General features: G+C 34.9%; 20 protein-coding genes. 2 read left to right on the top strand and 18 right to left on the bottom strand.

Annotated elements, in window-relative coordinates; genetic code table 11:
• A partial coding sequence (locus PHI38_RS02190) for an EAL domain-containing protein (RefSeq protein WP_299852173.1) occupies nt 1-1824 on the top strand: 1824 nt, incomplete at its 5' end.
• 17 nt (nt 1825-1841) lie between these two features.
• Here the strand turns inward: PHI38_RS02190 and PHI38_RS02185 are convergent.
• Nucleotides 1842-2351 carry a flavodoxin gene (locus PHI38_RS02185; protein ID WP_299852170.1) on the bottom strand — a complete coding sequence of 170 codons (510 nt, stop codon included), beginning with the start codon at nt 2349-2351 and terminating at the stop codon, nt 1842-1844.
• Nucleotides 2352-2689: 338 nt separating this feature from the next.
• On the opposite strand from PHI38_RS02185, the gene PHI38_RS02180 reads away from it, so the two are divergent.
• Entirely contained in the window at nt 2690-3082 is a 393-nt protein-coding gene (locus PHI38_RS02180) for a hypothetical protein (protein ID WP_299852167.1), read from the top strand.
• Nucleotides 3083-3150: 68 nt separating this feature from the next.
• Here the strand turns inward: PHI38_RS02180 and PHI38_RS02175 are convergent, their stop codons facing one another.
• The 17 genes from PHI38_RS02175 to PHI38_RS02095 form a co-directional block, all read right to left on the bottom strand.
• Nucleotides 3151-3759 carry a LysE family translocator gene (locus tag PHI38_RS02175; protein WP_299852164.1) on the bottom strand — a complete coding sequence of 203 codons (609 nt, stop codon included), beginning with the start codon at nt 3757-3759 and terminating at the stop codon, nt 3151-3153.
• A 275-nt stretch (nt 3760-4034) separates the two neighbouring features.
• Complete coding sequence (locus tag PHI38_RS02170; RefSeq protein ID WP_299852161.1) at nt 4035-4991, bottom strand: thiamine pyrophosphate-dependent enzyme; 957 nt, start codon at nt 4989-4991, stop codon at nt 4035-4037.
• A gap of 10 nt (nt 4992-5001) precedes the next feature.
• Nucleotides 5002-6225, bottom strand: a complete 1224-nt coding sequence (locus PHI38_RS02165; RefSeq protein ID WP_299852158.1) for a 2-oxoacid:ferredoxin oxidoreductase subunit alpha — start codon at nt 6223-6225, stop codon at nt 5002-5004.
• Nucleotides 6225-6620 (bottom strand): 4Fe-4S dicluster-binding protein, encoded by a 396-nt coding sequence (locus tag PHI38_RS02160; protein WP_299852156.1) that lies wholly within the window; start codon nt 6618-6620, stop codon nt 6225-6227. The genes PHI38_RS02165 and PHI38_RS02160 overlap by 1 nt, the downstream gene beginning before the upstream one ends.
• Before the next feature lie 10 nt (nt 6621-6630).
• Nucleotides 6631-7188, bottom strand: coding sequence for a pyruvate flavodoxin oxidoreductase subunit gamma (locus PHI38_RS02155; protein ID WP_299852153.1), 558 nt, complete (start codon nt 7186-7188; stop codon nt 6631-6633).
• Between the two features lie 118 nt (nt 7189-7306).
• Nucleotides 7307-7945, bottom strand: a complete 639-nt coding sequence (locus PHI38_RS02150) for an HAD family hydrolase (protein WP_299852146.1) — start codon at nt 7943-7945, stop codon at nt 7307-7309.
• Nucleotide 7946: 1 nt separating this feature from the next.
• On the bottom strand, nt 7947-9443 hold the full coding sequence (locus PHI38_RS02145) for a peptide-binding protein (protein WP_299852143.1): 1497 nt from the start codon (nt 9441-9443) through the stop codon (nt 7947-7949).
• 115 nt (nt 9444-9558) lie between these two features.
• On the bottom strand, nt 9559-9948 hold the full coding sequence (gene rpsI / locus PHI38_RS02140) for a 30S ribosomal protein S9 (protein WP_299852140.1): 390 nt from the start codon (nt 9946-9948) through the stop codon (nt 9559-9561).
• A gap of 10 nt (nt 9949-9958) precedes the next feature.
• A complete protein-coding gene (gene rplM, locus PHI38_RS02135) occupies nt 9959-10381 on the bottom strand; it encodes a 50S ribosomal protein L13 (RefSeq protein WP_011371728.1) in 423 nt (140 codons plus the stop codon).
• 120 nt (nt 10382-10501) lie between these two features.
• Nucleotides 10502-11014: a C40 family peptidase gene (locus PHI38_RS02130; protein WP_299852132.1), complete on the bottom strand. Its 513-nt coding sequence runs from the start codon at nt 11012-11014 to the stop codon at nt 10502-10504.
• Nucleotides 11015-11064: 50 nt separating this feature from the next.
• Nucleotides 11065-13776 carry a RecB-like helicase gene (locus tag PHI38_RS02125; RefSeq protein ID WP_299852130.1) on the bottom strand — a complete coding sequence of 904 codons (2712 nt, stop codon included), beginning with the start codon at nt 13774-13776 and terminating at the stop codon, nt 11065-11067.
• A 7-nt stretch (nt 13777-13783) separates the two neighbouring features.
• The gene (locus PHI38_RS02120) at nt 13784-14011 is read right to left on the bottom strand and encodes a VF530 family protein (RefSeq protein ID WP_299852128.1); all 228 of its coding nucleotides are present in this window, start codon (nt 14009-14011) and stop codon (nt 13784-13786) included.
• Nucleotides 14012-16357, bottom strand: a complete 2346-nt coding sequence (locus PHI38_RS02115; protein WP_299852126.1) for a PD-(D/E)XK nuclease family protein — start codon at nt 16355-16357, stop codon at nt 14012-14014.
• 14 nt (nt 16358-16371) lie between these two features.
• Nucleotides 16372-16878 (bottom strand): FixH family protein, encoded by a 507-nt coding sequence (locus tag PHI38_RS02110; protein ID WP_299852124.1) that lies wholly within the window; start codon nt 16876-16878, stop codon nt 16372-16374.
• Nucleotides 16865-17569, bottom strand: a complete 705-nt coding sequence (locus PHI38_RS02105; protein WP_299852121.1) for a 3-dehydroquinate dehydratase — start codon at nt 17567-17569, stop codon at nt 16865-16867. Before PHI38_RS02105 ends, PHI38_RS02110 begins: the two co-directional genes overlap by 14 nt.
• A 111-nt stretch (nt 17570-17680) precedes the next feature.
• Nucleotides 17681-17890, bottom strand: a complete 210-nt coding sequence (locus PHI38_RS02100) for a DUF4006 family protein (RefSeq protein WP_299852118.1) — start codon at nt 17888-17890, stop codon at nt 17681-17683.
• A gap of 10 nt (nt 17891-17900) precedes the next feature.
• A complete protein-coding gene (locus PHI38_RS02095) occupies nt 17901-18824 on the bottom strand; it encodes a c-type cytochrome (RefSeq protein ID WP_299852116.1) in 924 nt (307 codons plus the stop codon).
• Between the last annotated feature and the right edge of the window lie 4 nt (nt 18825-18828).

Below are 18828 nucleotides of genomic sequence, written 5' to 3'. Positions count from 1 at the left end.
CATCCAAATACCGATGTAAAAATCTTTGAACAGATGTGGCATACTATTAAAGACCTTAAAAAGCCATGGGTCGGTGAAATGAAAAATCTTGCTAAGGATGGATCAACATACTGGCTCAAGGCTATTATTAGCCCCATAATTGACAAGAATGGAAACATCATAGAGTATATCGCTATGCGTACCGATATTACTCAACAAAAAGAGATAACTAGCTATTTTGAAGATCAATTAAAAATTTCTACAAATAACTTTAACTGTTCTATGCATCTCTCAAAAGAGTATGAAAAAGCTATTGACTCTAGTACTATTTTGTTAAGAACAGATATAAATGGGATAATTACCTATGCAAACGATAAGTTTTTACAAATCAGTAAATATTCCATTGAAGAGCTAGTTGGAAAAAACCATAACTTTTTAAACGCTCAAGATGGTACTACAATAGACCATAAGACTCTATGGGAAGGAGTCATCAAAAGTAAGACAAAACTAGGGAGTGATTTTTGGACAAAAACAACAATAATCCCGATAAAAAATTTAGATAATGAAATCATAGAGTATCTTGAAATCCGTTTTGATATTACAGAGATTATGCGTCATAAAGAGGAGTTTGAACTAGCTGCTAAAACAGACTCACTAACAGGATGTGGAAATAGGCTTCGACTTAACTATGATATGCAAGAGAACGATAACCTATCCGCTGTTATTTTTAACTTAGATAATTTTAGACAGATAAATGACTTTTATGGACACGATTTTGGGGATTTGGTTATTCAATCCATTGCCAATAAAATTTATAAGTCTATCTCTGAAGATGAAAACTTCAAGTTTTACAGACTTCAAGGTGATGAATTTCTAACTTTAGCGATTAACTATCCAAAAGAAGAACTTATCAAAAAAACAAAAAAAATCATAAGTCTTATCAAGAAAAAGTTTTATGTGAGAAAGGAGGAGATGCTTCTCTCTTGTAGTGCTGGTATATCTTTTGAGCCAAGAGAACATCTTCTCTCTACTGCAAACATGGCACTAAAAATTGCAAAAAAGAGTAACATTGACTTTCTAGTATATAGCCCTGAAAACTCTTTAGAGGGTCAATATAAAAACAATCTTCTTTGGACAAAAAAACTCTCAAGTGCCATTAAAGATGGCGATTTAGTTACTTACTATCAGCCGATCGTAGATAACAAAAAAGGTAATTCAGAAAAACCTATTAAGTATGAATGTTTAATTAGGATGCTTGATGAACATGAAATAGTATCTCCTGCACGCTTTTTAGATGTTGCAAAGCAGACAAGACAGTATTTTGAGATTACTAAAACTGTTATACATCAAGCCTTTGAGCTCTTTAAGGACAAAGATGCTGAGTTTTCTATAAATCTATCTGTCTTAGATATTTTAGAGCCTCAAACGCTGGCTTATATCATTGAGATGCTGCAAAAGTATGGCATAGGAGAGAAAGTAGTTTTTGAGATAGTAGAATCTGAGTCTATAGATAACTTTGAAGATATCATAAACTTTATAAATGAAGTTAAAAAATATGGATGTAAGATTGCCATAGATGATTTTGGTACTGGGTATAGCAACTTTGAGTATCTCATAAAACTCCAAGCAGACTACTTAAAGATAGATGGCTCGCTTATAAAAAATCTAAACAAAGATAAAAATACTCTCTTAGTTGTATCAACAATTGTTGAATTTTCAAAGAAACTTGGCATGAAAACAGTTGCTGAATTTGTAGAAAACGAAGAGATTTTCAATATTGTGAGAGATTTAGGAGTTGACTATTCTCAAGGATATTATTTTTCTGAGCCTAAAGGAGAGATTTAATATCCTCCCTGTTGGCTTTAGCCAAGTATCTCTGAGCGAATTTGTTCACACCAACTTTCAATACGGCCATCAGTCATATCGCTTTGATTGTCATCATCCAGCGCTAAGCCCACAAAATAATCTCCATCTTGTGCTTTTGAAGAATCATGGTAATACCCATCAACTGGCCACTTACCTACAACTTTCGCTCCTTGTGAGTTAACAACTTCATAAAGAGTCCCTATACCACCCACAAACTCATCTGGGTATTCTTCTTGATCGCCCAAGCCAAAGAAAGCGACTGTTTTTTTGCTAAAATCTATACTTTTGAACTTCTCAAAAGCACTATCCCAGTCATCTTGAAGATCTCCATCACCCCAAGTAGATGTGCCTAAGATCAGTTTTTCATACTCTGACATTTTTTCAACTTTAACACTTACAATATCAAAAATATCCAAAACTTCCTCGCCACCAAGTTTTTTAAAAATCATCTTTGCAGCACTCTCAGTATTTCCAGTGCTACTTCCATAGAAAATTGCGGTTTTCATATCACCCTCCTCCTATATCTAATATATCATTCTAACTAAGTGCATATCTCTATATTATAAAAAAAAATCTACTATACATTTGTATAACCTCAAATTTATATTTTCATTTTTTTCTTCGTCTATTTTTTTAAAAAGCATTTTTGAGGTAAAATATTTAAAAGCCTCAGTGGTAGAAGTTAAAACTTGCGGTGTATGCTTTTTAACGTTTGATAAAGTGTTTGAAAGTCAAGATGAGGCAAGAAGAATGCAGATAATAGAAGCCTTGCAGACCATAAAAGAGATGTTTCAGCGGATTGTGAAGCTGTAAAGGATATTAATATTTTTATAGGGTTTAACAGATGAGTATATTTGCCTTACAGTCAGCGGCAGGCGGCTTTTTGGATGAAGGGTTAAAACGTTTCAATAAAGAGTTTGACGACTGGTGTGTTCAGTTTGACAACTATGAAGATGCTAATCTCATTCGACAGAATCTTGGTAAAAGAGTTGTTACAGAGGTTGTCGAGATTACCCCCTTAAGTTATCCAAAATATTTTTTTCACACACTTAAAGGTGTTATCCACGCAACAAGACAGCTCGATGATAAAATCATATGCATTGTTGAACCATACATGAGTTCAAGCTTTCGTATCGCAGTGTGTGACTTAAATACAAAAAATGTAAGAATTTCAAAGACTAGCTATAAAAATGTGTTGAGTGTAGAAGGCGCCTTTGCACATTTTGAACTGAAATAAAAGAGGTGGCAGACACCTTTCTTAGCCTTTTCCTAGTTTCTACTCAATTAAAAATAGCGCAAAACTCTCTACAAAAACACCACATCAATAAACAAAGAAAGTGCGAAACCGAGCAATATAAGAGAAGAAAAAAGGCTCAAATACTTAGATACTCTCTGAGAAATTTTATGTTTGGATTTATGCACGAGATAGGGCATTAGCGTTATCCATAGCAAAAGAGAACTTACCATTCCAAACATCGTAAACGTGATGTTTAAATCCTTGTTTGCGGCATATCCTGCAATACTAAACCAAAAAATTATCGTATATGGATTGACAAGGGTTATGGCAAATCCTTGTGTGTATATCTTTAGTAAGTTCTTTGTTTTGATAGTTTTTTGTTTTGTATCAAGCTTTTTATCTCTATTTGTATATATGCCATATGCAAGATAAAGCAAGAAAAAACTTCCCACAACTCCTACAACATCTAAAAATAGAGGATAGTTCATAAATCCTATCATTCCCGCAAGTATCAAAGCTAGATAGAGTATATCCGAGCTCATAGCACCTAAACCAAAAGCAACTCCTGCTTTGTAGTTCTTTAAAGCCAAATTCATTATGAGTATATTGACTGGACCAAAAGGGACAGCCGCACCAAGCCCAAGTAGAAACCCTTCACTAAATGATTCTAGTATCAAATTGTAACCTTTGTAGTCGATGTTTTATCTTTGTCATTGTAGCCATATTGATACAAAAGTCATCTAATTAAGTATATATCATATACAATGAGTCAAGAAGTATGTTCTAAAAAATATAATAAAGGAGATATCATGGCAAAAGGTAAAGATGTTCAAAAAGCGGTTAAGAAAAAACCAGAAAAATCGTTGAAAGAAAAACGTAGTGATAAAAAAGCGAAGAAATCTTCGTAAATAGCATAAAAATAGAAGTTCTTGACGCAAAAAGCGTCAAAAACTTATACGCGTGACTCTTCGCGACGTTGTAAATACGCCCAGTTAGAATCTACACGCTCTTGCCACTCTTTTATTAGGTATTTATACTCATCTTTAAAAAGATGTTTAAAACGTCCTTGAGCAGCTAGGTATTCCTCAACAGGAACAACATTCTTAGGTCTATATGTAATATTTAACTCATGCCCATCAATAATTTCATAAAGAGGAAATACTAAAGAATCCGTAGATAAGTCTGTAATATACATTGTATCTTTTGGATCAAATTTCCACTCTGTTGTACATGGAGAAACAGCATTAATAAATACAGGTCCATCTACTGAGAAACCATGTTGAATCTTTTTAACCATATCTTTCCATTTGTTTGGAGCAACTTGAGCAGAGTATGGAATACCATGTGCAGCCATGATAGATACCATGTCTTTTTTATTTTTCTTCTCTCCATAGCTTACACGGCCTGCTGGTGATGTAGTTGCAGATGAACCAATTGGAGTTGAAGATGATCTTTGTCCACCAGTGTTTGCATAAACTTCATTATCTAGAACAACGTGCATTATGTTGTGCCCACGTTCCATACATCCAGAAATCCACTGAAAACCGATATCATAAGATGCACCATCTCCAGCAAAAGAGACAAACTTAGGGTTACGCTCTGGCTGCTTTAGACGGCCTTTGTTCTTTAGCGCTTTATACATACTCTCAGCACCAGCTACCGCAGTTGAACCGTTCTCAAATCCAATATGAATCCAAGAAGCATCCCATGAAGTATATGGATAAACTGCTGTACAAACCTCTAAACAGCCAGTTGATGCTGATAAAATCAAGTCATCATTTGTAGCATTTAAAACTTCACGAACAATAATAGAGTGTGCACAACCTGGACATAAAAGATTTGCACCCTCAAAACGATCAGCTGATGTTGAAAATTCTTTTAAGTTTTTTATTTTTTTCATTTCACTCATAGTTTTCTCCTTATAAGTATGCCAGTTTCGGTCCACGAACACCGATAAACTGTTGTAGTTGAGTAGTTACTTTACCAGCATCAACATTTGCTTGTAACTCTTTAAATAGAGCCACTAAATGTGCTTTTGTTAAGTCACGTCCACCAAGTCCATAAACATAACCAGAAAGAAGCGCTCTCTTTTCTGTATTGTAAAGAGATCCAGCGATTTCGTTAAATAGCATTCCCGCTGTACCATTTGGAGATGAGCGATCAAGTGCTGCAATTGCCTTAACATTTTTTAGAGCTTTTGCAATTTCAAAGAATGGGAAAGGACGAATAACACGAATACCTACGACTCCTGCTTTAATGCCTTCTTTTCTCATCTCTGTTGCTACTTCACGAGCAGTCTCAACTGATGTTCCCATACAAACAACACATACATCAGCATCATCCATATCATATGTTTCAACAATATTGTATTTACGTCCACTTAACTTCTCAAAATCATCAAACGCTGTTTGAATCTTTGGCATAACTTTTGTCATTAAATCATTATGTTGACGAGCCTTATGCTCAAAGTGCCAATCTTCTTCAGTTTGTACACCATGTGTTACAGGATGCTCAAAATCAAGCATGTCATTCATCGGTTTAAAGTCACCAACAAAGCTATATGCTACATCATCGCTTAGAGTATGAACACCTTGCGCTGTATGAGAAGTTATAAATCCATCTTGATGAACCATGCATGGAAGTCTCACATCATGATCTTCACTTACTTTAAAAGCAATAAAGTTTAAGTCATACGCATCTTGAGGACAATATGCATCAAATTGTATCCAACCACTATCACGCCCTAAATACATATCTGAATGATCTCCATTTACGTTAAGAGGAGCAGCAAGTGCACGATTTACAACGTTAAGTACGATTGGAAGACGCATTCCCGAAGCTTGATAAAGTGTCTCAACCATAAGCGCAAAACCTTGAGATGATGTAGCAGTTGCTACACGCCCACCAGCAGCAGCAGCACCAATACAACCACTCATCGCAGCATGCTCAGACTCAACCATTACAAATTCGCCCTCAACATAACCATCAGCTAAAAATTTAGCATAACCCTCAACTATCGGAGTTGATGGTGTAATAGGATAAGCTGCAACAACGTCGATTTGACACTGTCTCATTGCCTGAGCAGCAGCGAAATTCCCATCCCATACTTCGATATCTTTTAATTCCATTTTATCAAATGCCATTACGCTTCCTCTTCATCTTTTTTAGGCCACGAAGCTATTTCTGTCTCTTCGTCTGCTTGTTCTGGGAACATTAAAAGTGATTTTGGGTTTGTAGGACAAACCTCTACACAAATTCCACACCCCTTACAGTGATCCATATCTACACCAATTAGCTTTTTATCTCTTGCTATAATTGAAACGTCTGGACAATAAATCCAACAAAATTGGCAATCAATACAGTAGTCTTTATTAAAAATTGGTTTAATTAATCTCCAATCGGCAACACTCGCAGTATAAGAACTGTTTTCTGAATATGCACGATCCTCTTGCTGCGTTCCAGCAATATCATCTATTTTTCCGTCGAAAGTGCGAAGCATAGCTCCGATTTCAAACTCATCCCATCCTTTTTTTGCCATAACTGATTCCTTACTTTACTTCGTCATAAGCGCGCTGAATAGCGAACATATTTGCGTCAATAATTTTTTGTGGTAATTTCCCAAGAATTCTCTGCATACTCTCTTTAAAAAATTCTATATCATACATTCCAGAAACTTTCATGAATGCACCAAGCATTGGTGTATTTGGGATTGGACGTCCTATTGTTTCATTGGCGATTGTTATACAGTCAACTGTATAAACTTCTTTACCTTCTAGTTTAGGCTGAGCTTTTACTAATTCTTCTGTTGTTAAATGAGTTGTAATAATATATTTTGTACTATCTTTATGATTTATTGTAACATCACTTGTAAAAACCAATGCCGGGTCAATAACAAAAACGTAATCTGGTATCATATATTTTTCATGATTCATAATTACTTTATCATCTACACGGTTGTAAGCCGTCATTGCTGCCCCTCTTTTTGCAGATCCATAAAATGCAAACGCTTGTACATGTTTACCAGTCGTAGAAATTACGTCTGCTAACCCTTTTGCACCTGTAACAGCACCTTGTCCGGCACGACTATGCCATCTAATCTCCAGCATAAACTCTCCTTCTTAATTTTTTATAGAACCGTAATCCTATTCTGCTTCCCATTTTAGACAAGTTGCTCTTAAAAAAAGCTTGAGATTTTAGACTTTTAATTTTACTAAAGAAAGTGTGTTATTTTTTCCTATTTTGCAAATAAAACGTTGCTTCTAAGGCGTCATTAAATATAACATTTGTGAACTTTTTTAATGTCTCTAAATCATCATAACCACTCAATACTGCAATGGAATTTATATTAGCATTTTTTGCTGCAATAATGTCTAATTTTGTATCTCCAATCATCCATATTTCTCTATTTTTGGTATCCATTTTGTCTAGTGCTTTTAGGATTGGTTCAGCATGAGGTTTTGGATTTTGAACGTCCTCTCTACCTATTAAAACTTCAAAATATTGCATCAGGTCAAAATGCTGCATGAGTTCCTTTGAGTATTGTGCCGTTTTTGTTGTAACAATACCGAGTGTAGCGAACTTTTTTGCTAATAATACAGCCTCTCTTGCATTTTTTAAAAGCTCTGTTTTTTGTGTTGAAATCTCTCTATAACGCTCTTTATAAGTCGCTACCATGTCCCAAATTTCTTTTTTTTCTATCCCTAAATTTTCAAACATAATATCAAGCGGATAACCTATGAGAGCCTTTATGTCTTTATCTTTTTTACACTCATGTCCGTGCTTAGAAAACGAGTGATGAAATGACTCTAAAATTGCATCGGTTGAGTCGATTAAAGTACCATCTAAATCAAACAAAATTATCACACTATTTCTCCCATTTTATATAATTATGCCAAATTCCACTTGGGCTTGCTTCAATGTTTTTTATCTCTTTATTTACAGTAGTTATTGAGTTTGGGATAAATAAAAATAGGTATGGATTATCATCAGTTATTATCTTAAACATTTTTTTCCAGATGAGGGAAAGTTCTTTAGCATCTACCATGCTTTGAGACTCCTCTATCATCTTATTCATCTCTTCATTGTGATATCCAACAAGGTTAAAACCTCCTTGCTTATCACTATCGCTATGCCAGAACATATATGGGTCAGGCGTAGGAGAGAGTCCCCATCCAAGAAGGACACTATCAAACTTATTTGGAAATACAACCATATTTAAAAATGCTTGCCACTCCATTACTCTTAAAGTCACAACTACTCCTGAATCTTTTAGCTGATTTTGAATTATCTGCGCCGCATAAGGTCTAACATCACTTGAATTTGATGTAGCTATCTCAAACGTAAATGGGTTACTCTCATCATACCCAGCCTCACGTAAAAGCTCTTTTGCTCTTTTAATATTTTGCTTGGGCGTTTTTACATCTTCATTAAAAGCGCTTGTTGCTGGTAAAAAAGGGCCACTGCAAACTTTTGCATGATCAAAAAAAAGAATCTTTACTAACTCTTCTCTGTTAATAGCCAAAGATAAAGCCTCTCTTACCTTTGGGTTTTTAAATTTTTCAAGCCTTAGATTAAATCCCAGATAAGTATATGATTGAGATATGTTTTCGTAAATGTTAAACTTATCAAAAAAACTCTTCTCTAACTGTCTCTCATATTGCATAGGCTCTATACTTCCGATATCAAGTGCACCAGATTTCAGCATCAAAAAACGAGTCATTGAATCAGCTATAACGTGAAAAGAGATTGTATCTATCTTTGGACGTCCTTCAAAATACTCATCAAATGCGCTAAGTACTATATTTTTAGAATACTCTAGTTGATAAAGCTTGTATGGGCCTGTTCCTATTGGGTTTGTGTTAAAGCTAGAGCTCATTAGATTTTGCTCGTCTCGAAGCAGATGCTCTGGTAAAATACCCATCATCCAAGTCTCAAGTGCCTTGAAGTATGACTCTTTATATCTAACTCTAAGTGTTAAAGCGTCAACAACTTCAACGCTATCTACAAACCTAAAACTAGAACTATATGGTGAGCTTATCTTTGGTGAGATAAGTGTGTTGTATGTAAAGAGAACATCGTTTGCGGTAAATTTTTCTCCATCATGCCACTTTACATTAGCGCGAAGTTTAAAGAGCAGAGTTTTTTCATCTTCAAAGTAAAAACTCTCCGCCAAATCTCCAACTATTGTTGAGAGGTCTTTATCATACTTTACAAGCCCGTTAAATATAAAACCGCTTATCTCAGATGAGCTTGAATCTGTTGCTAAAATAGGATTTAATCTTGCTGGATTAGTAGACGTTGCTAGATGAAGTGTTGAAGCAAAAAGATGAAATGATAAAATCAGAGGTAGTAAATAGCGCAAAATTACTCTTTTTTTGAGTGATTATACCAAAGTAAGATAGAGGAAAATGTTAATAAAAAATAGCAGAAGATATTTCCAGTGCAAAGAGCACTGGAAAATAAGTTTTAAAAGACGATTAACGCTTAGAAAACTGGCGAGAACGACGAGCTTTACGCTTACCTGGCTTTTTACGTTCAACAATACGTGAATCACGAGTCATCATACCTTCAGGTTTTAGTATAGCTTTTAATTCTGGATTAAAACGTACTAATGCACGAGAAATTCCATGACGAAGAGCATCAGCTTGACCACCAAAACCACCACCTAAAACTGTAGCTACGATATCTACTGACGTGTCTTGTTTTGTTAAAGCAAGAGGTTGCTTAACACGAAGTTTTTTAGCCTCTAGTCCACCTAACCATGCGTCTAATGAAAGACCATTGATTGTCATAGTTCCAGAACCTGGAGTTAACCATACTTTTGCGATTGACGCTTTACGGCGTCCAGTTGCATATATTTTTCTCATATAGTTGTCCTTACTTTGCTAATTGTGCAGAGTGAGGATGTTCAGCACTTGCATAAATTTTTAATTTTTTAATCATTTTAGCACCAAGCTTAGTTTTAGGAAGCATACCACGAGTAGCAAGTTTGTAAAGCTTCTCAGGATTTTTCTCTAAAAGTTCAGTCATTTTAGTACTTTTAACACTACCAAAATAACCAGAGTAAGAAAAATACTCTTTGTTAGCAATTTTGCCAAGACCGTTGAATTTTGCTTTAGAAGCGTTAACTACTACTACATAGTCACCACAGTCGATATTTGGAGTAAAACATGGCTTATTTTTACCACGAAGCAGAGTTGCTACTTCAGTAATAATACGACCAAAAGTTTTACCTTCAGCATCAATCAAAACCCATTTTTGATCGATTTGTTCAGGAGTTGCAATTTTCGTAAATTTCATTCTTGAACCTTTCAAGTAATTTTCTTAACATCAACATGTTTAAATGCCTGTTTAATTGGCGAAAGTATATCTTTTTTTACTTACGTAAACCTTAATTTATGGTTTTTTTAAGGTTTAAAATTAATCTTCTTTTGAAACAATACGCTTAGCATATAAAAAACGTTGCTTGTAATATTTCTTGTCTATCTCATCATACTGAACTTTCTTAGCTTTGTATGAAGCATGAATGATTTTTCCATCTCCTGCATATATAGCTACATGTGAGGGTGCTTTTTTATAGGTACGATAGAAGAGCAAATCTCCTACTTTCAAATCTTTAAGCTCAATTTTCTTTCCGTATCTTGCTTGTTCGATAGCAGATCTTGGAAGTGATATGCCAAACTCGCTAAAGACTTGTTGTGTAAAACCCGAACAATCAGTCTTCTTTTCGCCATTGTTTCCAAACTTATAAGGAGTCCCTAAAAATTCTTGCGCTTTTGTTAAAACTCTATGTGTTATTGGCTCATTTATCTGTTCTTGTTCACTGATATCTTCGCCTATGTATGGGAATCCATAATCATCAGAACTCTGAATATCAGCTGAGAGTGTTGTAAAAAAAAGAGTAAGAGTTATGATAAAAAAGCTTTTAAACACTCTCTCTCCTTGTACAAATTTATGAAATTTTACTCTATGTTTGATAAAATTTAGATTTTGAGAATCTTTATCTCATTCTCAAGTAGATAAATTATATAGCCTTGAGCACTTTTTTTAGTAATCTCTTCGACTGCCTTAACATAAGAGCGCACCTGTTTTACATGTTCATGCATATACAGATTTGAACTCTTATAATCAGCGATATTATAACTATCTTCACTCTCTACTAAAAGATCTATATATCTAAGTGAGTTTTTATATCGAAGTGCTTTTTCTTTGTGACATATGCCATCAATAATAGAGATAAATTCACTATTTTCAAGTAGCATCTCTACTCTTCTTTGAATATCTTCTATCTCGCTCACTTCTAATAGTGCGCCATATTTATTTATCATACTATCTTTTGCATGAGCAATATTTTTGACTTTAAACTCTCCTAGCATCTCTAACATATAATGCATTGCTATTCCAAAGTTTATAGATACAAAGTCCTCTTCTTGCTCTTTTTCAAGTTCTAAGATATCGCTTTGCGTTCCATAATATAGCTCTTGATACTCTAGTGGTTTAAACTCTACTTTCATGTTTTTCTCTTTATGCGCACACTTTAAAGTTCCATTTTTTTGCACTCTTAAATCTAAGATATCAAAGATGGAATCTTTTGATTTTAAAATTACTATAAGGTTTTCTCTTGCCCTTGTAAAGGCCACGTAATGGGCATTTAGGCTATCCTCTATCTGCAGAGCTTTCTCTTTTAGAAGAGCTGTTGCGTACTTTTCATCAACACTATCTCTGCCTTTAATACGTAGATATACATTCTCTAGTGTTAGCCCATCATACTCATAAATGATAGCGTCGCGTGATGGCGGAGTTTTTGTAAGCCTGTCCATTACTATGACATGTTCATACTCAAGCCCTTTTGATTTGTGAACAGTTAGCACTCTAACACCTCTAAGCTCTGAAGCTGCGGCGCTTACGTCCATTCTCTCATACTCAAAAAGCAGCGCTTCTACATCACTGTATCTTGAGATTGCATCTAAAAATCTAAGCAGATTGAAGCTATCGCTAAAGAGGTTAAACTCTTTTATCGCACCTTTCACTACATGTAAGAGTGTAACTCTATTAAAGTCAACTTTTGGGAGCACTCGAAACTCCTGCGAAATAAGAGCAAAAAAGTTATGTGCATATATATTTTCGCCAAAGTAGTGATACTTTAGATACTCTAAAATAGCTTTTACACTATTTTGATTTATAAGTTTTGTCGTTGTCTCTGTTACGACTTCAATATTTTCTGCCTCTAAGACCTCTTTCACCGAACTGCCATCTCTGTTTGTAGCACAAAGAATCGCTATCTCATCTATATCTGCTCCAAGCTTTAGAAGGTTTTTAACTTGCGCAACAACCTCTTCTAAAACCTCATCGTTTTGTATAACTTCAACATATCCCTCATTTGCCTCTTCTCTAAAGAGTTGTGGAGTGTAGTTTTTTATTCTTTTTATAAAGACGCTATTTACAAATGAGACTACTTCTCTTTGTGAGCGATAGTTTGTCAATAGTTTTTCTACATGTGTAGAGTTCTCTTCCGCAACACTCTCAAAAAGTGCGCTCACTCCACCTCGAAATCTATAAATAGACTGCTTAACATCGCCTACAAAAAAGAAGCTTCCATTCTTAAAGATTCCCTCTCCTGAAGTTATCTCATCAATAAGGGGTTTTAGTATCTCATACTGCAATATGCTCGTATCTTGAAACTCATCCAAGAGAATATGCTCTATTTGCGCATCTAGTCTAAAATATAAAAACTCACTATCATCGCCAAGAAGCTTTAAAATCTCATACACAAGATAGGTAACATCACTAAAACTAAGCTCACTATCATCCATATATAGCGCTTTTTTGCTCTTTATATAGGTATCAACAAGCCCTTTTAGTGAATAAAAGAAGTTCTGCTCGCGAGAGCGATTTTGGTTTTTTATGGCATCTTTAATTTTAAATAACAACTCATCCATAACAGGAGTAAAGCATTTTGCAAAAGTTCTATAATCTAAGCTCTCTCTCTCTAGCCAAGCCTTTGCACTAAGTTCTTCAAAGTCTTCTGCTTCAACAGATTTTATCGCTGTAGTTGAAGCGTTTGGAGATGATGTCACAATCTTTTTAAGCTCTGACATGTAAGAGAGCGCTTCTTCTTCAAAAGGCTCTACGCTCTGCTTTTTAAATTCTATATGTTTAAGTTCTGAGAACTTGATATAGAACTCATCTAAGAGCTCAAAGATATCGCTAAGTCGTTTGTTAGAAGAGAGTGAAAGTGAGATAAGCGTCTCTTTTTGATTTGCAACAGATACCTCTTTTAAAAATCGTGAGAGAAGTTTTAGCTCATGCTGAGAAGAGAATGTTGAGAAATCTGGCATCAAAGAGGCATAAAGAGAGAACTTTCTAAGTATCTTTGTAAAAAAACTATCTATCGTCATGATTTTTGTATGTGAGTTTAAAAACTCATCCAAAACTCTTTGACGATTCTCTAAAAGATACTCACGAGAGAGCTCAGTAACTCTCATAATCTCCGCTAGCTCTCCTCTATGCTCTAACTCTTCAAGCGTTGCGATTATCCGCTCTTGCATCTCACTTGCAGCTTTATTTGTAAAGGTAAGAGCCAGCACTCTTGATGGTTTCGCTCCTAAAAACAGCAGACTAAGATAGCGAACAACAAGCATAAAAGTTTTCCCACTTCCAGCACTCGCCTCGTAAGCTAGGTTATTTATAAGCATCTTAGTTTTACTTGCCCAAGCTTTTTATATAAAGTTCTTCAACTTTTGCTCTAGCCCACGGTGTTTTTCTTAAAAATCTCAAACATGAACTGATAGTCGGATTTATCAAAAAACATCTGATATCCACTTGAGCACCCAACTCTTTAAACCCATAACGCTCAACCAGCGTCTCTAAAATATATTGCAGTGTAACCCCATGCAACGGGTTATTTTTGTTTTTTTCTTGTTCGCTCATCTATTCTCTTTTACACATAATTTTATATTCACAAAACTGGCAATTTTTTATATCTTCGCACTTACTAAAGTTCACATGTTCTATGTTTAACAAATCTTTTACATGTGAGCCTAAGATGGAGAGTTTTTCATTTAGTAGCGGCTCTGTTACTATCTTTGACTCTTTCAGATCATAATATCCACACTCTTTTACTTGACCTAACGTTGAGGCAAGAAGGTAATAAAACTCAAGCTGGAAGTCTGTTGCTTCTGTGAAGTTTTTTAGCGTGTATGTCGGATAAGAGCCTGTTTTATAATCAAGTACATAAAGTTTATTATCTTTTTTATCTATTCTATCTATCTGACCGTTTAAAATCATTCCGCCAAACTCTACGTTAAGGCTTTTTTCACACTCTACTACTCTATATCCATCAGCAAATCTTTTAATCTCATCCTCAGCAAAGACGCTCATTCTTCTCTCTTGTATCGCTATAAGATAACGCTCAAGCTCGCTCGCTCCACATGATGCAATCATCTCTTTATGCAAGTCTCTCTTTAGCTCTTCAAGGCTCTCATAAAAGCTTTTCTTAGTGTATAGTTGTTTTAACGCTTCATGAACCGCAGAGCCTATCTCATGCTCTTTTGGCATATCTTTTGGAATCTCATGATTCTTTAGTTGCACTATATAACGATAATAATATTGTCTCTTACATGTAAGGAATGTTTTTAGTTTTGTAGCTGAGAGTGTTTTGCCCCTAAAACTGTACTCTAAAGAAATATCATGCTCTTCTTGCTTGTGTGCTTTTGCTCTATCAAAAAGTAGTGAAGCGTACTCTTGCTCATCATGTAGGTTGTTCTCTTTAATATTTAGCTGTTTTAAAAATCTTGAAGCACTGCTCTCTTTTGATTTTACAAATCCTATTGCTACCTCTTTTGCACCGTTTATTACCATTTCGTAGTAGTGTTTTTGTAGGTTTTCTCTGTCACTCATTGTAGGAAGGTTTGCCATCTCTCTTACTTGAGTGTTTAAAAACATATCTTTATCGCTCTTTTTAGGAACATTTGAGTCATCAAAATCTACTATGATAAGTGCGTCAAAATTTACAGAGCGAGTCTCTAAAACCCCCATAAGAGTTATTTTTCCGCCTCTTACATCATCTAGTGTTCTATTGGATAATCTCTGCATAAATAAGTTTATGACCGACTTTACACTCATCTCTCTCATAAAAGGCAAAATATTTTTGAAACTATAAATCTCCTCATCGAATACTTTTATCTCTTTTTTGCTTTTAAAGCTCTCTTTGTACTCTTTTAAAAACTCTAAAATATCAACATCTTTGCTTTTCTCATTGTATATTACGCGGAGTTTGATAAAAAACTCATCACCCTCTCTTACGAGTCTTGCATAGTTCTCTTTTGAATCTTGCTCTATATACTTACATGTAGCGTTTAGTTTTTTGTATATCTGCGTGGTTGTAAATGGCTCACCCATGGCAAGGTTGAAATTTGATTTTTCATCAAACGCTCCCAGCACTTGAACAAACTTATCATCTGGCAAGATAACGGCTATATTTGCAGCTTTGTAGCCTTTTTTTATAAAGTCGTATATTTTCTTTTTAACAAAGGCAGCTTGGAGAATTGGCTCGCTAAAAGATTGACATGTAACATTTTTGTTTTGTGTTATTTTCTCTTTTTCTACTATCTTATTTTTATTTAAAGAGATTTTATATCTAAATCCAACCTCTAATTCTATGCCGAGTTCTGCAAACTTTGCTCTCATCTTTGAATTAAATCTGCTTGTACTAAAGAGTAGCTCAACACTGCAAAACTCACAACACTTATGCAAAAGTTCAAACTCAAAATTTGTTAGATGTCCATCTACATGTAGCTCTATGCTCTTATGGCTCTTTGCATACTCTTCATTGAACGTATAAAGTTTTGGCAGAAATATCCTATCAAGATATTTACGCTCATGACATAGCTTCTCATATCTTTTATAAAGCTCCTCAAGGATTGCTATATGCTCACCAAATTCTGCATATATGTCTGAATGCTCTAGCCCTTTTATGTCATACATCTCTGCACTAAGTTCTTGAAAAAATTTAAATATATATGATGAGTTTTTTGTAAATGTAAAAAAGTTGCGTTCTATTTGGAGGTTTTTAAAATCACTAAAATCACTAGCTTCTAAGAGAAGAAGAACTCTGCTATCTTCATCGAGAATTTTAAAATCTTTTACAATGCAGAGTCTTGATATGAAATCACTCATAGTGATGAAGTGCGGTAAAAAGAGGCTCTCACCCTCTACTCTTAGTTGCTCATGGCGAATCGCACGAGCTGATGGAAGTACTATAGTTTGGTTATTCATGGCTTAATTATAGCCTAATACTCTACTATATCCATCCCTCTTGTATCTGTTTTGATGTTATAAAATCTGCTAACTTCGCCCACACTTACTTGAGCCATTATATCCCATCTTCCATCTTCAGGTAGCTTCATTGCTTCAAATGTATAGATACCATTCTCTACACTTGGATTATTTATCTCTTGATCATTTTTATGAGTTGATGGTCTTGTAAGCATCACTTTTATAGTTGCATTATTTACTGGATTTGACTCTTTATCGCTTACCCTATAAGCTATAACGCACTTCTCTTTTGTAAAAGTATCGGTTACATACTCTATGTTGTACTTCTTATCAAAATCTATCTTAGCATTTATAAGCTCATTTGCTTGAGCATCAGCATGATGGTAGCTCATCATATAGGTATCACTTTCTTGAACTGGAAGAGTACTTGTTACAACTATAGTTGCTACACATGCACCAAATATAAAAATAATTGATGCGCCGATTGCATATGGCCAAATTCTGCCGTTACTTAGTTTCATTTTTCTGCTTTCGTAAATATAGTTTTCTTTTAATATAAAGGAATATACCATAGAAGATGAAACCATAGAAGAATAGTTTTACGAAAAATATACTCTGCTGGTTTACACTACCAACCGCATTTTTTAATACTACGCCTTTGCTTGCTGCGATTTGCTCTGCAATGTCTGCATAACCATTAAACATTGAGCCTGAGTATTTTCCAAGCAGTTCCTCATCTTTTGACTTTTGAGCTAAAAGAGGAATGATTGTTCCACCATAATTGCTCAAAGTATCTTTAAACATGGAAAAGCTATTGCTATAAAAAAGCGCTATTATAAACGCTTGTACTGGTGAAGCAACAGGACTTAATACCTGCTCTTTGTCAAAATAGTTATATAAAGATGTCTCATTTGCTAAGATATCAACTTTACTCTCCATCTGCGAGAATGTAAGTAAAATAGTAGGCGTATTAAACTCACCAAGTAACTCTTTTTCATACTCTACTATGTTTTTAGAATCTGGTAGTTTTTTTAGCATTACAAGTCTAAGAGAAATACCTGTTGTTTGGTAAAGCTCACTTCCGAGTTTTTCTATCTCAGCATTAAAAGCTGGGTTAAATATCAGTTCATCTTTATATAAATATTGTGCAACTAACGAGGAGTTAAAAAAAAGTGTGAGGATGAGGGCTAAAAGCCCTCTTGAGTATTTCAATGAAATTCCCTTTAACTAAGAAAAAGATGGTTAGATGTTACAACCGCATAGAGTGTGTAAAGGGCCATAAAGACTAAGCCCCACGCAATAATTTTTTCCATTTTACACTCCTTACTTTACATCAACAATATGATCAGATGCTTTTGAACCAATCATTTTGATAGATTCTGCATCTTTTAAATCATAAAAATTTGTTGCTGTTGTGTTTTGAACATTAATAGCCCAAATACTTAATCCAACTAAAATTGCAATCAACAATCCTGTTGCTATTAGCATGCCTGTTATCCCATCAATAGAGAATATGTTTCTATTTTCATTCATAACCGACCCCTTATTTGCTTATGTCAGTGATATATGCACCAACAGCTTCTTTTTGTTTATCGTTAAGTCTATCAAACTTAGGCATAACACCTATGATACCTTTTTTACCATGATTAAGAACGTTTACGACTAAAGCAGGTGTAAATGATGCTAGATTTGGAGCAACATATTCCATACCTTTCCCATCTTCACCATGACAAGCAGAACAAGCACCAATAAATATATCAGCACCCTCTCCACTCATACCATTTGCTACAAAGTGTGATACCACTTCTATTTCAGCATCTGTTATAAGTGCTCCCGTATTATTATTAAATAGTCCATTACGATCAGGCATCGGCATTTCAGAGCCAAGCAGTTGATAGTTTGAACCATTTTCAATAACATGTTTAACAGAAGCAGCATCTAATCTATGGTTCAAGTTTGCTGCTTTTCCATCAATACCATCAGCATTGATTCCGTGGCAAACTTTACACTCTGCTAAAAATACAGATTCACCCATCTCTACTAATCTATCGCCAGTAATATCTTTATACTTAACTTCAAATTTAGCATTATGAACTGCTGTATCTTCATTGTACTCACCAATTTGCGAATACGCATTTACAGGGTAACCGATAGTCCAATACCACATACCCCAAACCATTGTAAGTAAAAACATAACAGCCCAGCCAGTTGGTAGGCTGTTTTTATACTCACCAATGCCATCCCAACTTTCATTAGCTAGCTCACCAGTTGCATTGTCTTGTTGCATCTGACGAACATATTTGATTACAACAAAAACTGTAATTGTTACAAGTGCTATTGCCCCTGCAATTGCAAGCATATTAACTATGTCACCATTAAAACCGCCCTTTGATGTGCCAACAGACAGATATGTCAGTACTACCATCAAAGCGATAAAAATAGCTCCTCCAATATAAAGCTTATTCATAGAT

This window comes from Sulfurimonas sp., assembly GCF_028694895.1.
GTDB lineage: Bacteria > Campylobacterota > Campylobacteria > Campylobacterales > Sulfurimonadaceae > Sulfurimonas.
The sequence above is the reverse complement of the archived record's forward strand: the minus strand, read 5'-3'. Positions and strand labels throughout refer to the sequence as shown.

Bases quoted from the DNA above. Each gene is read 5' to 3' on its own strand.
- PHI38_RS02185 (WP_299852170.1), bottom strand. From the start codon at position 2,351: ATGAAAACCGCAATTTTCTATGGAAGTAGCACTGGAAATACTGAGAGT.
- PHI38_RS02180 (WP_299852167.1), top strand. From the start codon at position 2,690: ATGAGTATATTTGCCTTACAGTCAGCGGCAGGCGGCTTTTTGGATGAA.
- PHI38_RS02170 (WP_299852161.1), bottom strand. From the start codon at position 4,991: ATGAGTGAAATGAAAAAAATAAAAAACTTAAAAGAATTTTCAACATCA.
- PHI38_RS02165 (WP_299852158.1), bottom strand. From the start codon at position 6,225: ATGGCATTTGATAAAATGGAATTAAAAGATATCGAAGTATGGGATGGG.
- PHI38_RS02160 (WP_299852156.1), bottom strand. From the start codon at position 6,620: ATGGCAAAAAAAGGATGGGATGAGTTTGAAATCGGAGCTATGCTTCGC.
- PHI38_RS02155 (WP_299852153.1), bottom strand. From the start codon at position 7,188: ATGCTGGAGATTAGATGGCATAGTCGTGCCGGACAAGGTGCTGTTACA.
- rpsI (WP_299852140.1), bottom strand. From the start codon at position 9,948: ATGAGAAAAATATATGCAACTGGACGCCGTAAAGCGTCAATCGCAAAA.
- rplM (WP_011371728.1), bottom strand. From the start codon at position 10,381: ATGAAATTTACGAAAATTGCAACTCCTGAACAAATCGATCAAAAATGG.
- PHI38_RS02125 (WP_299852130.1), bottom strand. From the start codon at position 13,776: ATGCTTATAAATAACCTAGCTTACGAGGCGAGTGCTGGAAGTGGGAAA.
- PHI38_RS02120 (WP_299852128.1), bottom strand. From the start codon at position 14,011: ATGAGCGAACAAGAAAAAAACAAAAATAACCCGTTGCATGGGGTTACA.
- PHI38_RS02115 (WP_299852126.1), bottom strand. From the start codon at position 16,357: ATGAATAACCAAACTATAGTACTTCCATCAGCTCGTGCGATTCGCCAT.
- PHI38_RS02110 (WP_299852124.1), bottom strand. From the start codon at position 16,878: ATGAAACTAAGTAACGGCAGAATTTGGCCATATGCAATCGGCGCATCA.
- PHI38_RS02100 (WP_299852118.1), bottom strand. From the start codon at position 17,890: ATGAATGAAAATAGAAACATATTCTCTATTGATGGGATAACAGGCATG.
- PHI38_RS02095 (WP_299852116.1), bottom strand. From the start codon at position 18,824: ATGAATAAGCTTTATATTGGAGGAGCTATTTTTATCGCTTTGATGGTA.